The following is a 21,991-nucleotide window of genomic DNA, read 5'->3' as shown; positions in this document are numbered from 1 at the left end:
CACAAAGTAATGAGACCGTCACACCGGGTACGCCGTTCGACAGCTTCAGGCCAGTCGAACAGCCCTGCGGTCGCGTGAGGGTCGAAGGAAGGTAAGGACCGGGACGGGCTTCGCTTGGAGGGCAGGCCCGTCCCGGCCTCAGACATCGGAAAGGAAGCACCCACCATGGAGCGCCCCACTGGTTCCGACCACCCGATTGTCCACCACGACCCGGCCCAGGACGGCGGTTTCTGGACGGCGGAGGAGGTGAGAGCACTTGCCGGAGGGCTGCCGCGCGTCTTCGCCCTGGTCCAGGGGTTCGAGGACGACGAGGAGGGCGTGGCCGGGGTGGTGGCCTACGGGCTTGAGCTGCCGTGCGGTACGGCGGCGACCGTGGGCGTCGACCGGGGGTTCGGCCGGTGGAGCAGCGCCCTCAGCGCCGCCACCAGACTGGACTCCGATCTCGTCTGGCTGGGAGAGGCAGGCGTGTAGCCACACCCACCGAGGTGGCCCCCTTCCGCTGGAGCGGAGAAAAGGTGGCCGGAGGAAGAGTGTGGTCGGAGAAGGACGGGGAAGAGCGTGGCCGGGGGAAGAGCGGGCTCGCGGCGGGTAGCGTGATCGAAATGAGCAAGCCCTATCTTGAGCCCGCCGAGTGGTACGCCACTCTGCCCAGCGCCTTCACCTCGGCATGCCTGCTGCTCACCGACGTCGAGGACCGCGTCCTGCTGGTCAAGCCGAACTACCGGCCGTACTGGGCCATCCCCGGCGGGACCGTCGATCTCGGGGAGGAGCCCCGGAGCTGCGCGAGGCGGGAGATCATCGAGGAGCTGGGCCTGTCGGTCGAGGTGGGCGAGCTCCTGGTGGTGCACTGGTCGCCGCCGTTCGGGGACCGCCCGCGCCCCATGGTGAACTTCCTGTTCGACGGGGGTGTCGTGGACGATCCGGGCCGGATACGGCTGCAGGCGGACGAGCTCGACGACATGCTCTTCCTCCCCTGGGACGAGGCGGCCATGCTTCTTCCCCCACAGACCGCGGCGCGTCTCCCCTCTGCCCGCCGCGCCCGGGAGGAGGGGCGGACCGTCTACCTCCCGGGATGATCCGGCGCACCGCTGAGTGCCACGGCAGGCAGCGGACGGCCACGGCGTCCCCGCGCGGGTATCCCCCTCGGGCCGCCGCCGGGCGTCGGCCCGGGAGCGGCGCCGGGTCCCGGGGGTGCCAGGCTCAGGACGGCCCGGTCTGTTCGGATGACTCGGTGGGAGGAGCCGGAGGGGTGGTGTACGCGGCCGTGGTGCGGGCCTCGGCGGCACGGGCCGCCGCCTCGTCCGCGCCCGCCGTGATGTTCGCCTCGCACCACCGCAGGCTGCTGAGCGTCATGAACCGCCTGCCCTCCTCGGAGATCACCCAGGCGGCGCTCTCCTGCGGGTCGACGGCCACCCTCGACGAGCCGGACGACAGGTGAAGGGTGAGGCCCACCAGCCCCAGGTCCCAGCCGACGCCGACCGCGCCGGGGCCGAACTCGTCCCATCGCTCCTGGTCGACGTGGGCGATGTGCTCCAGGGTGAAGCGTGTCCTGCCGTCCGGCTCGCTCGAGAGGCTGACCTCGATCCAGCTGACGTCCCCGCCGTACTCCCAGGTGGCGGTGAAACCCTTGGGCGGGTCACAGGACTCGATCACTCCGCCCGCGTTGCCCTCCAGCTGGTAGCGGCCGTGCAGTCGCAGATCGCCCGAGACGGGCAGGAACCACCGGGGGATGCGCTCGGGGTTGGTGCAGGCGTCCCAGACGTCCTCGACGGTGGCGTCGTAGGTCTGGCTGATGGTCGCGACGCGCGCCTCACCCGCGTCGAGCACGCGTGTGCCGACCTGGCGCCGCACGGCGTTGATCTGCTGGGTCGTTTCGATCATGAACTACTCCTGGGGTCGGGGTGTTCTTCGCCGGGCCCGCGCAGGCGGCGCTCGCGCCTGCCACGGGCCAGCTCGGTGGCCAGCGCGTCGAGGTGCGGGGTCCAGAAGCTCCGGAAGCGGCCGAGCCACGCGTCCAGATCCCGGAGCGGTTCGTGCCGCACCGCGTAGAAGCGGCGGGTCCCCTCCGGGCGCACCGTCGCGAAACCGTTGTCGCGCAGCACCTTGAGGTGCTGGGAAACGGCGGGCTGCGAGATCTCGAACTCCCGCTGAATGACCTCGCACACCGCGCCCGAGGTCATCTCGCTGTCGGCGAGCAACTCCAGGATCCTGCGGCGCACCGGATCACCCAGCACATCGAACGCGTGCACACCGGGAAAATATCGCCCTTCGCTTATATAAGTCAATCCGGATATATCACAACACCCGCAGGGCCAGCACGCAGATGTCGTCCTGGGCGGGCTCGTCCCCGAGCTGTTCGAGCAGGCATGTGAGGTCGTTGTCCAGGTCGCCCTCGACACAGCGGCCCGCCGCGTCGAGCAGCGCGTTCAGGCCGTCGCCGATGTCGCGCCCTCGGCGTTCGACGATGCCGTCGGTGTACAGCAGCAGCACGTCACCTTCTTCGAGCCGCGTCGTGGTGAGCGTGTACTCCATGGCCTCGAACGCCCCCAGCATGGTGCCGGGGTCGCCTTCGAGAAAGGAGGCCTTGCCCTCACGGACCAGGACGGGGGCGGGATGACCCGCCGAGGTCCAGGTCAAGGTGCGGGCGGCGGGTTCGTAGTGGCCGATGATCGCGGTCCCCGTGGCGGTGATGCCCTGGTTGGCGTGGTAGGTCAGCTCGTTGAGCCAGGTGGCGAGCTGGTCGGCCTCGGCCCCCGTGTAGGCGAGACCGGCCAGCCCGCTGCGCATCTGGACCATCAGGCTCGCCGCCGTCAGCCCGTGCCCCATCGCGTCGCCGATGGCCACCAGCACCCGTCCGTCCGGCATCGGGCGGGTCTTGAACCAGTCGCCGCCGAGACTGCCGACCTCCTCGCCGGGGCGGTACCTGAGCCCGAGGCGCAGACCGGGCAGGTCGACCACACCCTTGCGCAGGGGCACGAGGGTGTCCTGGAGGGTGACCGCGACGCGGTGCTCCTCCTCCGCGCGCCGCCTGGCACGCGACGCCTGCTCGTGGGCCATGGCCAGCGCGCGTTCCCTGCGGCGGTCGGCCGTGATGTCCTGGGCCATGACCCGGATCGTCACCGGCAGGCCGTCCTGGTCGAGCACGGGTTCGGCGAGCAGGCGGAGGTGACGGATGCCGTGCCGGTGCTGGATCCGCAACTCCTCCTCGACCGCCTCCCGGTACTCCAGCAGCGTGCGCATCATCTCCCCGACGGCGGGGACGTCGTCCGCCGCGACCATCCCCGGCAGCCGGTCGAGCGGGGTCGGCCCCTCGGAGGGCTCCCTGCCGAACATCTCGTACATCCCCCGGGTCCAGGAAACCCGCCCGGTCGCCAGGTCCCACTCCGCCCAGGCCAGCCCGGCGAGCCGCTGGGCGCGTTCCCAGCCCCTGGTGAGGCGCTCCTCCTCGTCGTGGATCCACCAGGTGGCCAGCACCCCGTCCCCGACCCGCGCGGCCTTGACACTGGCCGAGACGGGCCAGGACCGGTCGTCCCTGATCTCGACGTATTCGAAGGGCCCTCTGGAGAACGGCCTGCCTGTCTCGTAGACCCGCAGATAGGCCTCGAGGAGTCCGGAACGGACGACTCCGGGGCTGAGCTCGATCATCCTGCGTCCCCTGAGCAGTTCGGGACCGCGTCCGGTCACGTCCCGGGCGTGCTCGGTGGTCGCGGCGACCAGGAAGTCCACGACGCGGCCCGTCTCGTCCCTGACCGGGGTCAGGTAGGCGGCGGCCATCTGCAGCGCGCCCATGACGTCACCGACCCACGAGGGCACCTCGGCGTGCAGTTCCTCGGGTGAGCGGGGGTTGCGCTCGTCGACGGAACGGGCGACGTCGAGCAGGTCGACCCCGCTGTCGTGCGAAAGACGCGCCAGGTAGGCCGCCGCCTCGCTCGGCCGCACGTTCATCCGTACGGCCAGGCGGCACGTTATCTGGTCCAGGGTCGCCTCCCGCCGCATGCGCCGCCTGAACAGGACCAACCGGTCACGGATCAGCGCCTCGGCCTCCTCCGCGCGCTCGCCGTCCGGCGACTGCGGCGTGATCATGTCGTCCTCCCCCGGTTGGATGCTGACCCTGTTCCCTGGGCGACTCCATGAAAGCCAGATAAACGGACAAATAACGCTTTACCGGCCCCTCTCGGCGTGTTCGCCCACGCGTGCCGTACCGGTGAGGCGGGCGATCGCGGGCAGCGGGAACAGCAGCAGGTAGAGGTTGGGGATCCACCAGGCGAGGGAGAAGTCTCCGCGCAGCGTCCAGAAGGCGACGGCCATCAGGCCGGAGGCCGAGGTGAGGACCAGGGAGACGAGCATCAGCTGCGGGCCGTTGCGCGCTCCCCTGCGCAGCAGGTAGAGGCTGGTGAGACCGGTGGCGCTGGCCGGCAGGTCGATCCAGAGGAACGACCAGTTCCAGGAGACCATCAGCGGGTTGGCGTAGTCGGCGAAAGCCCACGCGGGCGGGATGAGGCCCAGCCCCGTGATCGAGAAGTAGACCAGGAAACCCACGTCGGTGAACAGCATGAGCCTCTTGGTGACCGCGAGGGAACCCCCGGTCCCGCGCGCGCCCGCCCCTGTACGGCCACGCCCCGGCGTGAGCACGCGAAGATTGTCACAGACCATTGTCGATCATCTCCATGAGGTGACGGCGGACCCGCTCGTGCAGTCCGGCCTCGGGTTCGGCCAGGCCGAGTAGACGGGCCGCCCACCAGCCGTCGACGGCCAGGCGCACGAGCGTGGCGACGGCGGGATCGATCCCGTCCTCGGTGAGCCTGCGCTGCCACGCCGCGTAGCGCTCGCGCAGGGGCGCGAGGCCGCCCGGGTCGACGAGCACGCCCGCGAGCAGGGCGGCGGTGATCCGGTCGGCCGGAACCCCTCCGGACGCGGGGGTCTCGGGGATCGTCGCGGCGACGTAGGCGCGCAGGAAGTCGCCGGGACGCGTCCCCGGATCGGCCAGGGCCTCGTCGAAGGCACCGACCAGGCGCTCGACCATCCCGGCGACCAGGGCCTGCTTGGTCGGGAAGTGGTAGAACAGCCCACCCTTGGAGACCCCGGCGCGCCGGGCGACGGCCTCCAGGGTCAGCGATTCGGCCCCCTCCCCCAGGAGCACCTCGGCGGCGGCGTCGAGCAGGCGGTCTTTCGAACTTGATCTCGGCACAGCCGAAACTATACCGGCTGACCGGTACAGTTTAAACCCCGAGCCCGTCCCGTATCAGGGCTTCCCTCCGACGTCTCCCACCGAGCGGGGTGGCAGCCGGATCGAACACCGCGAAAAGGTGCGGAAGGCGGTTTTCTTGGGTTCCCATCCACAAAACGGGTAGGGCGGCAGTATGAGGGAAATGCCCCCGGACCGTGAGGGTCTGAGCGACGAGCAGGCGACCGAGGTCGAAGAGTGGACCGACGACCTCGGCTTCGAGCACGAAATCATCGAGGACGATCCCGCACACCAGGACACGCTCGACGAGCGACTCTGGCGCGAGGCGCCCCAGCAGCGTGAGCGAACCCCGCGCGCCGAGGACCGGCTGGTCGCGCCCGACGAGGGCATCGGTCCCGACGAGACCTCGGAGGCGTACGCCACGGACGTCGGCCCCAACGGCGGCGATCTGTCGGCCGAGGAACGCGCGATCCACATCGAGCCGGACGTCTGACCGCCTGACCTCCCACACGAGACGGCCCGCGGCGCCGATGCCCTTCAGCCACCGCGGGATCGTCGCGCGACGCGCCCCGGGCAGGGGTCACGGACACCCCGGAAACCAGGTCAGGACAGAGCGGCGACGAGCGCGGGGAAGTCGTCGACGACGAGGTCAGCCTCCGCCGCCTCCGGGCGCAGCGCGTGCAGGTGGCCCCAGGGACCCCTGCGAATCAGGGCCGCGCGCATGCCCGCCGCGCGGGCGGGCAGAACATCGTTGTCGAGCCGGTCCCCCACGTAGAGGATCTCGCCGGGTTCTCGCCCGGAGACCGCCACGACCTTGGCGAAGAACCCCGGCTCCGGCTTGGCCACCCCCCAGCCGTCGGAGGTGTGGATGGAGTCGACGGGAAGGTCCATCGCGGCCAGCGCGTCGTAGGCCTGCGGCGGCTGGTTGCCCGCGATGATCAGCTCGTAGCCAAGGCCGCGCAGCGCGGCCAGGCCGGGCCGTACGTCCGGGTAGAGGTCGTCGGCGTCGAAGTTGACCCTGAGCCCTTCCGGGTCCTCCCGCCGCCACGCCTCCTGCTCCGCCTCGACCTCGAAGCCGGGCCGCAGAACCTGGAACGCCTCCTCGAAGGACCTGCCGAGCGCCGCCATACCGCCCAGCACACCGAGCATGGTGAACCGGGTGACGCCCAGCCGGTCGGCCCAGCGTGACCAGATCCGTGTCTCGTCGATGAGGGTCTCCCCCACGTCGAACACCAGCGCCTTGACCACGGAACTCCCCCTTTGATCGGCCCCCGATCCTACTTTCCCTCCCGGAGAGGGGGCGCGGCGCCCCGTGCGCCGTGTGCGCCGGGGCGGGCGCCCGGCCGTTGCCGCACGCCCGCCCCGGACAGGGAGAATCACCAGGTCAGCGGTTCACGGTCACGGGCAGTTCTGCTGCACCACCGGGCCGCCGTCCTGCAGCAGGCTGCCGAAGTCGAGGGCGATGCACTTGCCGCTCTTCTTGTTGCTGAAGAAGTAACCGGGCTGGGAGTCGTCGTAGGGCGGGAGCTTCAGGGTGACGGGCACGATGTTCCAGTTCTGCACGGGCTCCTTGGGGGCGCAGGCTTTCTGCTCCAGAGGCTGCCCGGACGCCGTCTCGGATCCGCTCACGTCGAGGCACTTCTTGTTCTTGGCGTTCTGGTAGATGAAGTAGCCGTTCGACTGACGCGTGGGACTCCAGCGCTGCTCCGCGAGCCCCTTGGGGTTGCAGTCGTCCTGAACGATCGCGGCGCCGTTGGCGGAGCTGCCCCCCTTCACGGCCATGCAGTTGTTGCTGTAGCTGTTGAGCAGACCGCCCTGGGTGACGGCCCAGAAGCGGAAGTCGGGGCCGTACACCCCCTGCGCCGACACCTTGGAGCCGGCTGAGGCGGGGTCCGCGGCGGAGACGGCGGCCTCAGAGACGGGAGCGGCGGAGGCGTCCGTGGCGGGGGCACCGGAAGCGCCGTCCGAGGTCGAGGCCGCGGTGTCCGTGGGAACGGGGAGGGACTTGGCCTGGGCCTCGCCGGAGGTGGAGGCGAGGCTGTGGCAGTAGTGCTCGATCTCCCAGTCGGTCAGCAGACGGCTCTTGCCCACCGGCTTGTCCTTGCTGTCCGGGTCCGGGCCGTAGACAACCTGGTTCTTGGCGTACTCGGCGTAGCCGCGGCCGTCGTCGTAGTCGGCCACGACGTCCACGACCACCTTGCGCAGGGCTTTCTGGAACCCGACCCAGCCGACGCCCCACCTCGGGATGTTCACGCTGGTGGCCCAGCCCCGGGTCTGGGACCAACTCCAGCTCCAGCCGAGCTTGGCGCCGATCTGTCCCTCGAGGTCGCCGAACTTCTTCTTGGCACCGAGGTCGAGGCCGAAGGAGAAGGAGGTCGAGGTGGTGCTGGAGCCGTTGATGGTCGTGCTGCCCCCCTTGCCGTTGCACATGACGGACGGGCTTCCCGCGACTTCGGGGGAGCCGTACACCCGCTCACCGCTCTTCACCGTGATCCTGCATTCGGGGACCGCGTAGATGAGGCCTCCCGCCTGTCGCCACTGCGGGTCGTAGCAGTCCCTGGCGATCTGTTCCGGGGAGCGGGCCGCCGAGGCGGGCGCGACCGGCGTCGCGACCAGGGCGCTCACGACCGCCAGCGCGGTGAGCGCGACCGCCAGGAACGAGCGAACGATTCGGCGCAGATGTGGTTTCACCATGATCCTTAGGAAGTGCGGCCGGACAGTCCGGCCTGACAGGGGGCAATGTAGAGCTCAAAGTGAGCACAACTCATGAATCGGTCCTGAATGCACCGTGAAACGAAGAAGATCACTCGGTCATCCCACCGAGGTCCAGGGGGAAACCTCTCCGGCCGCTCACGGCATCCGTCCTCGATGTCGTGGCCCGTGGACGTTCACTCCCGGTCACGGAACGGGGCCTCCGGCGGCGCCCATGCGCCGTACGGCCCGGAGCGGGCGCCCGGCCGTGGCCGCGCGCCCGCCTCGAATCAAGGTTCGTCAGATCAACGGTGGCAGGGGTACTGCTTCAGGGGGCTGCTCTCTTTCAGCAGTCCGTTATAGAAGTCCAGGGCCCCACACTTGGCGGTCTTCTTGTTCCTGAGGAAGAAGGCGGGCTGACCGTCGTAGTAGGGCGGCATCCCCGCGGTGACGGACTCCGCCAGCCAGCTCTGCACCGGCGCCGAGGGCACGCAGGTGTACAGCTCCAGGTTCAGCCCGTCGTCCCGCTCGTTCCCGCTGATGTCGAGACACTTCTTGGTCTTGGAGTTCTTGTACATGATGTAGGGAACCCGGCAGCACGGCGGGCCCTCCGTCAGGTTCACGGTCTCCCAGAGCTGCTCCTTGGGCCGGTCGGGCTTGCAGTCGTTCTGCACGATTCTGGTCCCGTCGGCGGAGGCGCCGTTGTGCACGGTCATGCACTTGGAGCTGTAGGTGCTGAGCAGGCGGCCCTGGCTCTTGACCCAGAAGCGGAAGTCGGGGCCGTAGCCACCCCCCTGTGCCGACACCTCAGAGGCGGAGGCACCGTCCGGCACGACAGCCGGGGCCGCGGACGCGGAGGCAGCATCCGGCACGACGGCCGGGGCTGCGGACGGGGACGCGGAGTCCGTGACAGACGTGGCGAACGAGGGGGCAGGGGTGACCTTGAGCCCGGCCTCACCGGAGGCGGCGGCGGCACTCCTGCCGCAGCGATTCTTGATCTCCCAGTCGGACAGCGGGCGGCTGCGCAGCAGCCAGAGGTTGTCGCGCTTCGTGTTCGGGGTGTAGATGACCTGCTTCCTGGCCACCTCGGCAAAGCCGCGGCCGTCGTCGTAGTCGGCCTTGACGTTCACGGTCAGCTTGCGCTGGGCGTCCCGGCTCTCGATCCAGCCGACAGACCAGCCCGGGATGTTCACGGTGGTGGCCCAGCCTCGGCTCTCGGACCAGCTCCAGCTCCAGCCGAGCTTGAGACCGGCCTGTTCCTCAAGATTGCCGAACTTGTGCTTGCCACCGATGTCGAGGCCGAAGGAGAAGGAGGTCGAGCTGGTGGTGGAGGCGTTGACGGTCGTACTGCCACCACTGGAGTTGCAGGCGAGGGCCACCTGTCCCACGACCTTGGGGGCGGCGTACACCTCCTCGCTGGAGAGCACTTCGATCTCACACTCAGGCACCCAGTAGATCAGCCCTCCCTGCTGCGCCGCCCTCGCGTTGTAGCAGTCATCGGCGATCCGCTCCGGCGAGCGGGCCGCCAAGGCGGGCGCGGCGGGTGTCAGGACCCCGGCGCTCACGGCCGCCAGCGTGGCGAGCGTGATCGCTAAGATCGCGCGGACGGTTCGACGCACAATCGGTTTCACCATGCTCCTCAAAAAAATCAAAAAGACCGAACAACCTGGCCTTGCGAGGAGCAATGTAGGGCGCAAAGTGAGTACGGCTCATGAATCGACCGTGAATGCACCGAGAAACGAAGAAGATCAATTGACCGGCGAGTCAGCGGATCCGGAGAGGGCGGGCCACCGCGGGAGAAACCAGGCAGCCCGGCCGGAGACCCGGGCGCCCGGCTCGGCGGCCCGGCCTCAGAGCTGGTCCATCGCCTTGCGGATGCGCTTGTCGGAGACGGAGTATGGGGTGCCCAGGGTCTGCGCGAAGTAGCTGACCCGCAGTTCCTGGATCATCCAGTGGATCTGCCGCACGTCGTCGTCCGAACGGCGGGCGGGGGGAAGCTTCTCCACCAGCTCGTGATAGTCGTCCTCGATGTCGTGGACCTTGTGCATCCGTTCCTCGTCACGGAATCGGTCCTCGGACATCTTCTCCAGGCGCCGCTGGGCGCCCTTGAGATAGCGGAGCAGGTCGGGAAGGCGCTTGTAGCCGGTCTCGGTGACGAACCCGGCGTAGACGAGATCGGCCACCTGGTCGCGGACGTCCTCGATCGCGGGGGTCGAGCGACTGTCGGGCAGCAGGGTGACGACCGTGTGCCAGACCTTGAGGATGTCCTGGACCCGGGTCACCACCTCCGCGGTGGTGTCGAACAGCTCGGCGCGGACCTTGTCATGCAGGGCGGTGAAGGCGGGGCCGTCCCAGACGGGCCCGCCGTACCGACTCATGAGCTCGTCGGCGGCGCAGGCGACGCAGTCGTCGAACAACGCGACGGCGCCCGCGTGCGGGCTGCGGCTGAGGGCGAGCTTGGACTGGTTGTCCAGGCGGCCGAGCACCCACTTGACCGGGGAGGGCGTGTTGAGCAGCAGCATCCTGCGGGTGCCCTCCCACATGGCTCTGCGCTGCTCGGCCTCGGTCTCGAACATCCGTACGGCCACGGTCGCGCCCTCGTCGGCCAGCGCGGGATAGGCCTTCATCCTGCGTTGCTCGAACGTCCTGGGCAGCTCCCCCACGGTCCACGTGGTCAGCCCGGATTTCTCCAGGCCGTCCGCCGCCTTGGAGAGGGTCTGGCGCAGCTTGGGCGCGAGCCGTCGTTTCAGCTCGGCCAGGTCCTTGCTCTCGGCCAGCTTGTGCTTACGGCCGTCGATCACCCTGAAGGTGATCTTCAGGTGGTCGGGGACCAGGTCGAGTTGCCACGCCTCCCGCGGCACCTGGATCCCGGTCAGGTTGAGCAGCTCCCGCTCCAGCACCGCGAGCAGCGGCTCCTGGGTCGGCTGGGCGCGCTGGAGCACCTGCTTGGCGTAGTTGGGCGCGGGCACGAAGTTACGGCGGACGTTCTTGGGCAGCGCCCGGATCAGCGCGGTGAGCAGTTCCTCGCGCAGTCCGGGGATCTGCCAGTCGAAGCCGTCGGCGTTGACCTGGTTGAGCAGCGAGAGCGGGATGTGGGCGGTGACGCCGTCCGCGTCGGTGCCGGGCTCGAACTGGTAGGTCAGCGGGAAGCGCAGGCCGCCCTGGCGCCACACGTCGGGATAGTCGCGCTGGCTGACGTCACCCGCCGCCTCGCTGATCAGCATCGACTTCTCGAAGCTCAGCAGGTCCGGCTGGCCGGCCCTGGTCTTCTTCCACCAGGAGTCGAAGTGGCGTCCCGAGACGACGTCGGCGGGGACGCGCTGGTCGTAGAAGTCGAACAACGTCTCGTCGTCGACCAGGATGTCGCGGCGGCGGGCCCGTTCCTCAAGCTCCTCGACCTCCTCCAGGAGCCTGCGGTTCTCCCTGAAGAAGGCGTGATGGGTCTCCCAGTCGCCCTCGACCAGAGCGTGCCTGATGAACAGCTCCCGGCTCAGCTCGGGGTCGATGCGGCCGTAGTTGACCTTGCGCTGCACCACGATCGGCACGCCGTACAGGGTGACCTTCTCGTAGGCCATCACCGAACCCTGGTTCTTCTCCCAGTGCGGCTCCGAGTAGGTGCGTTTGATCAGGTGCTGGGCGAGCGGCTCGACCCACTCCGGCTCGATCTTGGCGTTGACCCTGGCCCAGAGCCTGGAGGTCTCGACCAGCTCGGCGGACATCACCCACAGCGGCTGCTTCTTGGCCAGCGCCGAGCCGGGGAAGATGGCGAAGCGGGCGTTGCGGGCGCCGACATACTCCGTGAACGGCCTGCGCGGCTCGGCGCCCGGCTTGCGAGGACCTTCGCTCGTCGTCTTCTTGTCGATGTCCTTGACGCCGACGTGCGACAGCAGACCGGACAGCAGCGAGACATGGATCTTCTGCTCGTCCCCCGGGGTGCCGTTCAGCGTGACGCCGAGGGACTTCGACATCTGGCGGAGCTGGCTGTAGACGTCCTGCCACTCGCGGACACGCAGGTAGTTCAGGAACTCGCTCTTGCACAGCCGCCGGAACGCGCTTGAGGACAGCTCCCTCTGCTGCTCCTGGAGGTAGTCCCACAGGTTCAGATAGGAGACGAAATCCGACTCCTTGTCGGCGAAGCGGCGATGTTTCTCGTCCGCCGCCTGCTGCTTGTCCGCCGGGCGCTCGCGGGGGTCCTGGATGGACAGCGCGGAGGCGATGACCATGACCTCACGGACGCAACCGTTGTGGTCGGCCTCCAGCACCATGCGCGCGAGGCGGGGGTCGACCGGCAGGCCCGCGAGCTTACGGCCGAGCGGGGTCATCTGCCTGGCCTGGTCGAACGCGCCCAGCTCGAGCAGCAGGTCGTAGCCGTCCCTGACCTGGCGCTGGTCCGGCGGTTCGACGAACGGAAAGGCCGCGATGTCGCCCAGGCCGATGGAGGTCATCTGCAGGATGACAGAGGCGAGGTTGGTGCGCAGGATCTCCGGGTCGGTGAACTCCGGCCTGGTGAGGAAGTCGTCCTCCTCGTAGAGCCGGATGCAGACGCCCTCGGAGACGCGTCCGCAGCGGCCCTTGCGCTGGTTGGCGGAGGCCTGGGAGATCGCCTCGATCGGCAGTCGCTGCACCTTGGTGCGGTGGCTGTATCGGGAGATGCGGGCGAACCCGGGGTCGACCACGTATTTGATGCCGGGCACGGTCAGCGAGGTCTCGGCCACGTTGGTCGCCAGCACGACCCTGCGCCCCGAGTGCCGCTGGAACACCCTGTGCTGCTCGGCCGCGGACAACCGTGCGTACAGCGGGAGGATCTCGGCGTCCTTGCGTTTGGACAGCGCGTCGGCGGTGTCACGGATCTCGCGCTCACCGCTCAGGAAGACCAGGATGTCGCCGGGGCCCTCCGCGCACAGCTCGTCGACGGCGTTGCCGATCGCCTGGATCTGGTCGTCGTCCTCACCGACGGGACGGTAGCGGACCTCGACCGGGTAGGTCCGGCCCGAGACCTCCACGATCGGCGCGTCGCCGAAGTGCTTGGAGAAGCGCTCGGGGTCGATGGTGGCCGAGGTGATGACGACCTTGAGATCGGGACGCCTCGGCAGGAGCTGCTTGAGGTAGCCGAGGATGAAGTCGATGTTGAGGCTGCGCTCGTGCGCCTCGTCGATGATCAGCGTGTCGTACTGGGCGAGGTCGCGGTCGGTCTGCAGCTCGGCCAGGAGGATGCCGTCGGTCATCACCTTGACGAGCGTGCCGTCGCCGACCTGGTCGGTGAAACGCACCTTGTAGCCGACGGCGTCGCCCAGGGGCGTGTCCAGCTCCTCCGCGACGCGCTCGGCCACGGTCCTGGCGGCGATCCGGCGAGGCTGGGTGTGCCCGATCAGGCCTCTGACCCCCCGGCCAAGCTCCAGGCAGATCTTCGGCAGCTGGGTCGTTTTGCCGGAGCCTGTCTCACCGGCGACGATCACGACCTGGTTGTCGCGGATCGCCGCAAGGATGTCGTCCTTGCGTTGGCTGACCGGCAGCGCCTCGGGATAGGTGACCGCGGGCACACCGGCCCGGCGCTCGGCGACCCGGCGCTCCGCCCTCTCGATGTCGGAGGCGATCTCCGCGGCGATCTTCTGTTGCGCGGCGCGGTTCCTGACCCTGCGCACGCCGTCGAGCCTGCGCCGTAGCCGTCGCTGGTCACGCAGCGTGAGCTCGGGCAGGCGTGCCTGGAGTTCTGCGAGTGGAGATGTCAACGGAGGCGTTCCCATACTGCGACCAGAATACGTTCAGCCCACAGATCACGAGCCAACCGCCCATGGTGCCCGAGGTCCGGCCGCGCCGCACTCCAATATTCGCGGGAGGGCGCAGCAGGCGGAATCGTGAAGGTCACAGGCTCGAGAACGGGCATCACAGAGGTGTGAGAGGAGCGATCACGCCGGCGGAAAGTCGGACACCCGGTACCAGCCCGCGAGGTCACCGTAGACGATCAGGTTGTCGTCGTAGGAGTGACGTTCGAGATCGTAGTGACCGCCGCAGGTCACGAGCCTGATCGCCGGGTACGGCGGGGCCCCGTAGACCCTCCTCACCGGGAAGGCCGTCTTGTGGACGCGCTCGACCGCGGAGACCCGGAAGACCGCCATGGTCCTGTCCTCGCGGATCACGGCGACGGAGTCCCCCTTGCGAACCTGTGGCAGCCAGGCGAACACCGCGGGTCCCGTCCTGGTGTCGAGGTGGCCGACGACGACCGCGGAGCCCGGCTCACCGGGCGTCGGCCCCAGCCGGTCCCAGCCCGCGAGGTCGGCCCGCATGAGGGACGGCGCCTCCAGCGTGCCGTCGGCACCGGAGTCGATCCGGGTGATCGGGGCGTTCACCTTCGCGCGCGGCAGCACGATCGTCACCGGCTCCGACCTGCCCGGCGATCCGGGCAGCGTCCTCGGCCACCCTCCGCCCTCCCTGCCGGTGGGCGCGACGAGCGGCAGGGCGCGGACCAGGTCGGCGGGCGCCTGCCTGCCCGCCCCGGCTCTGCAGCCGGACAGCAGCAGTGCGGCCCCGAGCCCCGCGGCCCCGAGTTTCAGAGCCCTCGCCGCCCACGGGTCAGTCACAGGTCAGCCACGCCCTGCTGCCCCGCGGCGCCTCATCAGCGCCAGCGCGCCCGCGCCCGCGAGCACGGCGACCGCGCCCGTCTCCCAGCCGGGGGCGAAGCCGGGCGCCTCACGCCGGGGAGCCGCCTTCCAGCCCTCCGCCGCCCGTGCCGCGCCCTTGGTCAGGGCAAGGCCGCCGCCACCGGTGTTGGGACCGTATCCGTCGACGACGTAGAACTCGCCGTAGAGGGTGCCGCCGTCACCTCGGCAGCTGACCTCCACGGTGTACGAGCCGCTCTGCGCGCCGTAGTCCACCTGTGCCCACCCGACGGCGACACCCGAGCTGTCCTCCTCGAGCTCCGGCTCGTTCTGGAAGGCCTCCGATCTGGCGAAGGCGGGTCCCTGACAGTCGTAGGCGGTGATCCTGAGATCCGCCCCCGGTCCCGCGCGGTACGGCGAGAGCCTCACCTCCTCACCGCCGTCCCCGTCTCCGTCCGCGACGGCCGTCCCCGTCGCTCCGGCAGCCGTGAGGGCCACCATCCCGGTGACCACGATCCAGCGGGCCAGCACGCCAGTCGACTGCATCACGTCTCTCCGCCTCCAGCAGATGCGATCTTGCTAACTCTCGCTACCTACCCAGGTCAGAGGGTGTGTCCGTCAAAGGAAGATCAAAATCTGAACGGCCTTTCCGGCATATGACACGCCATGCCCGCTACGGTGCCGCGGCGGCCATGGCAGCTCCCACGATGCCCGCCTCGTTCTGGAGCGTCGCGGGAACGATCCGGGTGTTCACCTTCACCAGGGGCAGGAACTTGTCGGCCTTCTTGCTGACCCCGCCGCCGATGACGATCAACGACGGGGAGAACAGCGCCTCGACGTGCCGGAGATACTCCTCGACCCGTCCGGCCCACTTGCCCCAGCTCAGCCCGCCCTCCTCGCGTGCATGGTCGGAGGCCCGCGTCTCGGCGTCTTTGCCTCTGATCTCCAGGTGTCCCAGCTCGGTGTTGGGCACCAGGTGCCCGTCGACGAACAGCGCGGTGCCGATGCCGGTGCCGAAGGTCAGCATCAGCACCACTCCGGCCTGATCCCTGCCGGAGCCGATCGCCATCTCGGCCACGCCTGCCGCGTCCGCGTCGTTGAGCACCACCACGGGCAGGCCCGTCGTCTTGGCGAACAGCGCCCGCGCGTCGGTGCCGATCCACTCGTGGTCCACGTTGGCGGCCGTTCGAGTGACTCCGTCGACCACGACGCCGGGGTAGGTGACCCCCACCTGCCCGGTCCAGCCGAAATGCTTGACGATCTCCGCGACCACCTCGGCGACCGCCTTCGGCTTGGACGGGACGGGAGTGGGGATGCGCAGCCGTTCTCCGGTCAGCTCGCCCTTGGCGACGTCCACCGGAGCCCCCTTGATGCCTGATCCGCCGATGTCGATTCCCAGCGTCTCCATGACGACCACCTCCTGTTTCCGGCTTCTTCCCTCTGGCAGGCGCCTGATACTCGTTTGCAGTGAGCGGTCAACCAGGCTGAAAGCGGTCCACCGGACACTGAGGGCACCACAGCAGGAAAGGATCGCCCCAATGACGATCACCCGGGCCCTCACCGGTCTCGCCATGGCCGCCGCCCTCGCCACAGGCGCCCTCGCCACAGTCGCCCCCGCCGCCGCCAACGCCGCGACCGGCTCGCAGGAGACCGCCGCGACCCAGTGGGGTCCCTACGACTCTCCGGGACACGGGGCCAGGGCGCTCGGCTCCCTGGCGGTCTCGGGTGAGGACCACGCGGTCATCCCCGCCGCCGCGACGGCCAGGATCTCCGGCAAGCTCCACGACCTGACCAAGAACTCGGCCTGCGGCTGGGTCGTCTTCCGCATCACCTACCGGACCTCGGGCGGGAACCTGCCGTTCAAGCACCACAGCATCCGCAACTGCTCGTACGGCACGCCGAAGCCCTTCGCGTTCACCGACCGCGATGTCTACGAGGTTGAGGCGAAGGTCTGCTCGGAAGGAAAGGCCGCGAAGCCCTCCCTCAACTGCATCTACGGCGGAGCCTGGAAGATCGTCTACGTGTCGAAGTGAACACCCCGGAACCACCGTTTCCCCCACCCCGGCGCCTTGATCTGATCATTGTAAGAAATCCCCGTAAGTCCGCAATACATGGATCTCATTACGAAAAATCCAACCAATAACCGCCGGGCCGCGCGCCCGAGCCGTAGGAGGGGTGGATGCTAAGTCCTCGCCGGCCCCGTCGAGGACCTGACCACCAACTCGGGCTCGAAGAGCAGTTCGTCCGAGGGGACCGGCGCCTCGTCGATCTGGGCCGAGAGAAGGTCGACGACGGCGCGGCCCATCGCGTCGATCGGCTGGCGCAGCGTGGTCAACGGCGGGTCGGTGCAGCTCATCAGGGCCGAGTCGTCGCACCCGACGACCGAAACGTCGCCGGGCACGGACAGCCCGGCACGGCGCACCGCCCGTATCGCGCCCAGCGCCATGAGGTCGCTGGCGCAGAAGAGGCCGGTGACGCCGCGCCGTACCAACCTGGTGGCCGCGGCCTGGCCGCCCTCCAGGGAAAACATGGCGTGCTCGACGAACTCCCGCTCCAGGCCCGCGGCCTCCAGCCTGCGCCGTGAGGAGACGTGGCCCAGCGGCCCGAGCACCATGCCGACTCGCTCGTGTCCCAGCGAGCGCAGGTGGCTGAGCGCCATCTCGACGACGGCGACGTCGTCGCAGGACACCCGGGGAAAGGTGAGGTGCTCGACCGCGGCGTTGACCAGAACGGCCGGCACCCCGCGCTCGAACAGCAGCTCGTAGTGGGCGTGGGGGGCGTCGGCCAGGGCGAAAAGGCCGCCTGCAAAGACCACACCGGACACCTGCTGCCGCAGGAGGAGGTCGACGTACTCCGCCTCGGAAACCCCGCCCAGCGTCCTGGTGCACAGCACCGAGGTGAACCCCTGCCGGGCCAGCGCTCCCCCGACGACCTCGGCGAACGCGGGAAAGATCGGATTCTGCAGCTCGGGGAGGACGAGCCCGACCAGCCGCGCCCTGTCGCCGCGCAGCTGGGTCGGCCGCTCGTAACCGAGCACATCGAGCGCCGTGAGCACGGCCTCGCGCGTGACCTCGGAGACCCCGGGTTTGCCGTTGAGCACGCGACTCACCGTCGCCTCGCTCATACCGACCTTCTTGGCCACTTCCGCAAGCCGTCGCGCCATGGTGGAACCCTACGACGGAGCGGGCCACCGCTTATCACGACTTGTGAAGAACACCTCGCGCGAGCAGGCCACGGCCAATCGCGGTCCTCAGCGCTCCGTCACCCTCCCCTGCTCGACGTGCAGATGTCTCGTGGTGTGCACGGCGTCGAGCATCCGGCGGTCGTGGGTGACCAGCAGGAGCGTGCCGGGATACGAGGCGAGCGCGGACTCCAGCTGCTCGATCGCCGCCAGGTCCAGGTGGTTGGTCGGCTCGTCGAGGACGAGCAGGTTCACCCCCCTGGCCTGGAGCAGCGCGAGCGCGGCCCTGGTCCGCTCCCCGGGCGACAGGGTCGCGCCCGTGCGCAGCACGTGTGCCGCGCGCAGCCCGAATTTGGCCAGCAGCGTACGCACGTCGGCCGGAGCCATGTCGCCCACCGCGGCGCCGAACGCGTCCGCCAGCGGCTCGTCACCGAGGAACAGCCCACGCGCCTGGTCGACCTCCCCGACGACCACGCCGGGGCCGAGTGAGGCGTTCCCCTCCTCCAGCGGGATCCGGCCGAGGAGGGCAGCGAGCAGGGTGGACTTGCCCGAGCCGTTGGCCCCGGTGATCGCCACCCGCTCGGCCCAGCCGATCTGCAGGTCGACGGGGCCGAGGGCGAAGGCTCCCCGTCGGGCCGTCGCACCGCGCAGGGTTGCCACGACCGCGCCGGCACGCGGTGCGATCGCGATCTCCATCCGGAGCTCCCACTCCTTACGCGGCTCCTCGACCTCCTCAAGCCGTTCGATCAGCCGCTCGGTCTGCCTGGCCTTGGCCGCTTGCTTCTCGGTCGCCTCACTGCGGAAGTTACGGCCGATCTTGTCGTTGTCCGTCGCCTTGCGCCGCGCGTTCTTGACGCCCTTCTCCATCCAGGCACGCTGCATCCCGGCCCGCTGCTTGAGCGAGGCGACCGTGCCCGCGTACTGGTCGTACTCGTCACGGGCGTGCTGCCTGGCGACCTCGCGTTCGGCGAGGTAGGCCTCGTAGCCGCCGCCGTAGGAGCGGATCTGCTGCTGGGGAAGATCGATCTCGACGACCCGGTTCACGGTCCTGGCCAGGAACTCCCGATCATGGCTGACCAGGACTGTCCCCGCGCGCAGCCCGGCCACGAAGCGTTCGAGACGTTCCAGGCCGTCCAGATCGAGATCGTTCGTCGGCTCGTCAAGCAGGAAGACGTCGTAGCGGCTGAGCAGCAGGGAGGCCATCCCGGCCCTGGCCGCCTGGCCGCCGGAGAGCGCCGTCATCGGCCGGTCGAGGTCGACCGCCAGGCCCAGCTCCGCGACGACCTCCTCCGCGCGCTCCTCCAGGTCGGCTCCGCCCAGGGCGAGCCATCTCTCCAGACTCGCGGCATAGTCGTCGTCGGCGCCCGGCCGTCCCTCGACCAGCCCTTCGGTCGCCACGTCCAGCGCGCGCTGGGCCCCGGCGACCCCGGTCCGCCTCGCCAGGAAGGCCTCGACCGTCTCATCGGCCCGGCGCTCACGCTCCTGTGGCAGGTAGCCAACAACCGCCGTGGGCGGGCTGAGCCGGACGGTGCCGTGCTCGGGGGGCAGCAATCCGGCCAGGATCCTCATCAGGGTCGACTTGCCCGCTCCGTTCATGCCGACCAGGCCGATCACATCACCCGGGGCGACGACCAGGTCCAGGCCGGAGAACAGTGCGCGATCGCCGTGCCCGGCGGCGAGGTCCTTGGCGACGATGGTGGCACTCATGGGGGAAACGCTATCCGTGATCCACCGCTCAGGGCGCACACCGATCTTCCGCCAGGAGGGCGACCCCTCCCATCCGGGGCGTCGGTGGCACCACAACCCCCATTCCCGACAAATCGGACAAGTTTTACTTCGAGGTCAAAGAAAGGGATGACTTACCCACACTGCTTTGACCTGGGGGTTTACCGGCAAACGTTACTTGAAGGCAACTCTGTTCGGACTTTTTTCGGACTTTAAGCAACTTTTACGCCGATGAGCCTGTCTCATAGAGGTGGAAGCGATCGCCCCTGATCGTTTTCGACAACGGGGAAAAGGAAACGTCTTGATGAAGAGAATCACCGTCGGCCTCCTGTCTGCGGCCCTGGGCGGGTCGCTGCTCCTGTCCGCGGGCCCGGCCTCCGCGCAGCGCGCCACTCTCGGCGTGCACATCGACAGCGTGAACCCCAACCCGGTCGTGGTCACCGACGACCAGGACACGAACGTCACGGTTGAGGTCCGCACGACGGAGGCGGTCCGCGTCGAGCTCCACCTCAGGCCGGCCTCCAACCAGTTCCGCTCTCAGGACGCCAACGAGCCCAGGCTCATCCACGACGGTGACCTGTGGCGCTTCACCACAAGCTTCGACGCCAACGACCTCGAGGGTCGCTGGCTCGCCATCGCCGACGCCTACGACAAGGACGGCAAGAAGGTGACCGACCAGGTCAACTTCGCCGTCAAGCACGAGCAGCGGGGCAAGGCCGAGACGCGCCTGGGCAGCTTCCGGGTCAACCCGGACGCGGTCCGCAAGGGTCGCTGGGTCTACTTCACCGGCCGCCTGGAGGTCCGCGAGGACCGCTACTGGGAGGGCGTGAAGAATGAGGAAGTGGCCATCTACTTCCGTGCGCGCGGCTCCAGCGCCTGGAAGTGGGTCACCTCGACCGACAGCGAGTGGCGCGGCCAGTTCCGCGCCAAGGCCCGCGCCTTCAAGAGCGGCGAATACCGCGCCGTCTTCGAGGGCAACGACGAGCTCGACGAGAGCAGCAGCCGCGCGGTCCGGCTCCGGGTCTGGGGCGGCGGCTGGGACCGCCGCTAGTCCTTGTGATCCTTCACGAGGAACGGCGCCCAGCCATCAGGCCCATGTGAAAGCGGAAGCCCAGGGCGCCCCTGGGCTTCCGCCTTTCCCTCGCTCCGGGCAGGCTTTTCGCGCCGTGCGAACGCCGCCCCGCGCGAGGTCCCGGCGCCTCACCGAACAGACGGGGGAGGCCTCGCGCGGGAAGAAGCGACGGAACCCGCATGGCGACCCGCCAGACCGGTACGGCGCAGGCACCGAATACCCCGATTCAGCGCGATACGCCCCGCTGGTATCGCTCCCACATCATCCCGGCACAATCCGTCAGCCCCACCCGGGCCCCGAAACCCCGCCTTGGGACGGCCCGGAACCGGTCCGACCGCAGCCCAGAGGCAACAGACCGACAATACTTTCCCCCGAAAATATTGCCTACGGCTACAGATTGGGCATTACTCTCAGGTTAGGGATCTTCACGACTGTTCAGGCGGAGGGTGAACGTGGCCGACGAAGAGTGGACGCAACGCGGGATCGACGTCAACACTCCAAGCGTCGCCAGGTTGTACGACTACTACCTCGGCGGGAAGGACAACTTCCCCACCGACCGCCTCGCCGCGGAAGAGATCCTCGCCGCTGTCCCCGAGGTGCGGATCGCCGCCAGGGAGAACCGTGCCTTTCTCGGCAGGGCCGTCAGGTTCCTGGCGCAGGAGGGCATCGAGCAGTTCCTGGACATCGGCACCGGACTGCCGACGCAAGGCAACGTCCACGAGGTCGCACAGGAGATCAGGCCGGAGGCCCGGGTCGCCTACATCGACTACGACCCGATCGTCCTCGCGCACGCCAGGGCACTCCTGCGGGGGGTCAAGGGCGAGGTCACGGTGGCCGCAGGCGACCTGCGACGGCCGGAGGAGATCCTGCAGTCCCCTGAGGTCCACAAACACCTCGACTTCTCCAAGCCCGTGGCCGTGCTCCTGGTGGCCATCATGCATTTCATCACCGAGGCCGAGAACCCCCGCCGCATCATCGCCACGCTCCGGGACGCCCTGCCGTCCGGCAGCTACCTGGTCCTCTCCCACGGGACCCACGACTCACGGGCCGAGGCCGCGAGAAAGGGCACCAAGGTCTACGAGCGGGCCAACTCACCGCTCGTGCTGCGCTCGAGGACGGACATCCGGGAGCTGTTCGACGGCTTCGAACTGGTGGATCCCGGGCTCGTCTGGCTGCCGGAGTGGCGGCCTGACGACTTCCCGCTCTACGACGACCCCTCGCAGGCGCTGATCGTGTGCGGGGTGGGCAGAAAGCCCTGAGACCGTTTCCCCCGAGTTCCCTAGACGCCTTCAGCACCAAGCACGGGCACCTGGGCAACGCCTTGGTGGTCCCGTCGCCGATGGCGCGGAACCTCGAGATCAGGACACCAGGAAGGGTGCTTGGCCGGCCTTCGCCGTAGCGAGATCGGCCAGGTCAGGCCGCAGAGGTGCCCACGGTCGAGACCTGGGGCCCGAAGACGAAGTCGGGGTCGATCTGGGTCGCCAGATCCTCACCCGTGGCCCGGTTCGCCCAGGCCCCGGCATTACGCAGATGGAACTCCA

At 69.0% G+C, this 21,991-nt stretch carries 20 protein-coding genes and 1 pseudogene; 6 read left to right on the top strand and 15 right to left on the bottom strand.

The window, feature by feature from the left end; all coding sequences use genetic code 11:
* Positions 1 to 165 precede the first annotated feature (165 nt).
* Together AB0395_RS32320 and AB0395_RS32315 are read left to right on the top strand one after the other, a co-directional pair.
* Entirely contained in the window at positions 166 to 471 is a 306-nt protein-coding gene (locus AB0395_RS32320; protein WP_366287658.1) for a hypothetical protein, read from the top strand.
* A gap of 131 nt (positions 472 to 602) precedes the next feature.
* Positions 603 to 1,076 carry an NUDIX hydrolase gene (locus AB0395_RS32315; RefSeq protein ID WP_366287657.1) on the top strand — a complete coding sequence of 158 codons (474 nt, stop codon included), beginning with the start codon at positions 603 to 605 and terminating at the stop codon, positions 1,074 to 1,076.
* A 124-nt stretch (positions 1,077 to 1,200) separates the two neighbouring features.
* Here the strand turns inward: AB0395_RS32315 and AB0395_RS32310 are convergent, their stop codons facing one another.
* The 5 genes from AB0395_RS32310 to AB0395_RS32290 all read right to left on the bottom strand — a co-directional run bounded on the left by AB0395_RS32310 (position 1,201) and on the right by AB0395_RS32290 (position 5,188).
* Positions 1,201 to 1,881: an SRPBCC family protein gene (locus tag AB0395_RS32310; RefSeq protein ID WP_366287655.1), complete on the bottom strand. Its 681-nt coding sequence runs from the start codon at positions 1,879 to 1,881 to the stop codon at positions 1,201 to 1,203.
* Complete coding sequence (locus AB0395_RS32305) at positions 1,878 to 2,249, bottom strand: metalloregulator ArsR/SmtB family transcription factor (protein WP_366287653.1); 372 nt, start codon at positions 2,247 to 2,249, stop codon at positions 1,878 to 1,880. The genes AB0395_RS32310 and AB0395_RS32305 overlap by 4 nt, the downstream gene beginning before the upstream one ends.
* A 46-nt stretch (positions 2,250 to 2,295) precedes the next feature.
* On the bottom strand, positions 2,296 to 4,083 hold the full coding sequence (locus tag AB0395_RS32300; RefSeq protein WP_366287651.1) for a SpoIIE family protein phosphatase: 1,788 nt from the start codon (positions 4,081 to 4,083) through the stop codon (positions 2,296 to 2,298).
* 78 nt (positions 4,084 to 4,161) lie between these two features.
* Complete coding sequence (locus AB0395_RS32295) at positions 4,162 to 4,632, bottom strand: DUF5360 family protein (RefSeq protein WP_366287649.1); 471 nt, start codon at positions 4,630 to 4,632, stop codon at positions 4,162 to 4,164.
* A 10-nt stretch (positions 4,633 to 4,642) separates the two neighbouring features.
* The gene (locus AB0395_RS32290; protein WP_366287647.1) at positions 4,643 to 5,188 is read right to left on the bottom strand and encodes a TetR/AcrR family transcriptional regulator; all 546 of its coding nucleotides are present in this window, start codon (positions 5,186 to 5,188) and stop codon (positions 4,643 to 4,645) included.
* Positions 5,189 to 5,369: 181 nt separating this feature from the next.
* Between AB0395_RS32290 and AB0395_RS32285 the strand changes: the two genes are divergently transcribed.
* Positions 5,370 to 5,678, top strand: coding sequence for a DUF5709 domain-containing protein (locus tag AB0395_RS32285; protein WP_366287645.1), 309 nt, complete (start codon positions 5,370 to 5,372; stop codon positions 5,676 to 5,678).
* A gap of 110 nt (positions 5,679 to 5,788) precedes the next feature.
* Here the strand turns inward: AB0395_RS32285 and AB0395_RS32280 are convergent, their stop codons facing one another.
* The 7 genes from AB0395_RS32280 to ppgK all read right to left on the bottom strand — a co-directional run bounded on the left by AB0395_RS32280 (position 5,789) and on the right by ppgK (position 15,880).
* On the bottom strand, positions 5,789 to 6,433 hold the full coding sequence (locus AB0395_RS32280) for an HAD family hydrolase (protein ID WP_366287643.1): 645 nt from the start codon (positions 6,431 to 6,433) through the stop codon (positions 5,789 to 5,791).
* A gap of 150 nt (positions 6,434 to 6,583) precedes the next feature.
* On the bottom strand, positions 6,584 to 7,879 hold the full coding sequence (locus AB0395_RS32275; RefSeq protein WP_366287642.1) for an RICIN domain-containing protein: 1,296 nt from the start codon (positions 7,877 to 7,879) through the stop codon (positions 6,584 to 6,586).
* Positions 7,880 to 8,181: 302 nt separating this feature from the next.
* Positions 8,182 to 9,510: a ricin-type beta-trefoil lectin domain protein gene (locus AB0395_RS32270; RefSeq protein WP_366287640.1), complete on the bottom strand. Its 1,329-nt coding sequence runs from the start codon at positions 9,508 to 9,510 to the stop codon at positions 8,182 to 8,184.
* A gap of 216 nt (positions 9,511 to 9,726) precedes the next feature.
* On the bottom strand, positions 9,727 to 13,620 hold the full coding sequence (gene hrpA, locus AB0395_RS32265) for an ATP-dependent RNA helicase HrpA (protein ID WP_366287638.1): 3,894 nt from the start codon (positions 13,618 to 13,620) through the stop codon (positions 9,727 to 9,729).
* A gap of 162 nt (positions 13,621 to 13,782) precedes the next feature.
* Complete coding sequence (locus tag AB0395_RS32260) at positions 13,783 to 14,454, bottom strand: class F sortase (protein ID WP_366287637.1); 672 nt, start codon at positions 14,452 to 14,454, stop codon at positions 13,783 to 13,785.
* 3 nt (positions 14,455 to 14,457) lie between these two features.
* A complete protein-coding gene (locus tag AB0395_RS32255) occupies positions 14,458 to 15,018 on the bottom strand; it encodes a hypothetical protein (RefSeq protein WP_366287636.1) in 561 nt (186 codons plus the stop codon).
* 127 nt (positions 15,019 to 15,145) lie between these two features.
* Complete coding sequence (gene ppgK / locus AB0395_RS32250) at positions 15,146 to 15,880, bottom strand: polyphosphate--glucose phosphotransferase (RefSeq protein ID WP_366287634.1); 735 nt, start codon at positions 15,878 to 15,880, stop codon at positions 15,146 to 15,148.
* Positions 15,881 to 16,010: 130 nt separating this feature from the next.
* Between ppgK and AB0395_RS32245 the strand changes: the two genes are divergently transcribed.
* A complete protein-coding gene (locus AB0395_RS32245) occupies positions 16,011 to 16,505 on the top strand; it encodes a hypothetical protein (RefSeq protein ID WP_366287632.1) in 495 nt (164 codons plus the stop codon).
* A 149-nt stretch (positions 16,506 to 16,654) separates the two neighbouring features.
* On the opposite strand, the gene AB0395_RS32240 is transcribed toward AB0395_RS32245, so the two are convergent.
* Both AB0395_RS32240 and AB0395_RS32235 read right to left on the bottom strand, forming a co-directional pair.
* Complete coding sequence (locus AB0395_RS32240; RefSeq protein WP_366287631.1) at positions 16,655 to 17,635, bottom strand: LacI family DNA-binding transcriptional regulator; 981 nt, start codon at positions 17,633 to 17,635, stop codon at positions 16,655 to 16,657.
* Between the two features lie 87 nt (positions 17,636 to 17,722).
* Complete coding sequence (locus AB0395_RS32235) at positions 17,723 to 19,360, bottom strand: ABC-F family ATP-binding cassette domain-containing protein (RefSeq protein ID WP_366287629.1); 1,638 nt, start codon at positions 19,358 to 19,360, stop codon at positions 17,723 to 17,725.
* Between the two features lie 322 nt (positions 19,361 to 19,682).
* Here AB0395_RS32235 and AB0395_RS32230 point away from each other — a divergent pair, with 322 nt between their 5' ends.
* On the top strand, positions 19,683 to 20,429 hold the full coding sequence (locus AB0395_RS32230; protein ID WP_366287627.1) for a hypothetical protein: 747 nt from the start codon (positions 19,683 to 19,685) through the stop codon (positions 20,427 to 20,429).
* 473 nt (positions 20,430 to 20,902) lie between these two features.
* Positions 20,903 to 21,709, top strand: coding sequence for an SAM-dependent methyltransferase (locus AB0395_RS32225; RefSeq protein ID WP_366287625.1), 807 nt, complete (start codon positions 20,903 to 20,905; stop codon positions 21,707 to 21,709).
* Between the two features lie 154 nt (positions 21,710 to 21,863).
* On the opposite strand, the pseudogene AB0395_RS32220 reads toward AB0395_RS32225, so the two are convergent.
* Positions 21,864 to 21,991 (bottom strand): annotated as a pseudogene (locus AB0395_RS32220) (ATP-binding protein); the annotation flags it as partial.

The organism is Streptosporangium sp. NPDC051023, from assembly GCF_040689595.1.
Classification (GTDB): Bacteria; Actinomycetota; Actinomycetes; order Streptosporangiales; family Streptosporangiaceae; genus Streptosporangium.
Note: the sequence above shows the minus strand (reverse complement) of the source record. Positions and strands in the feature narration are given on the sequence as shown.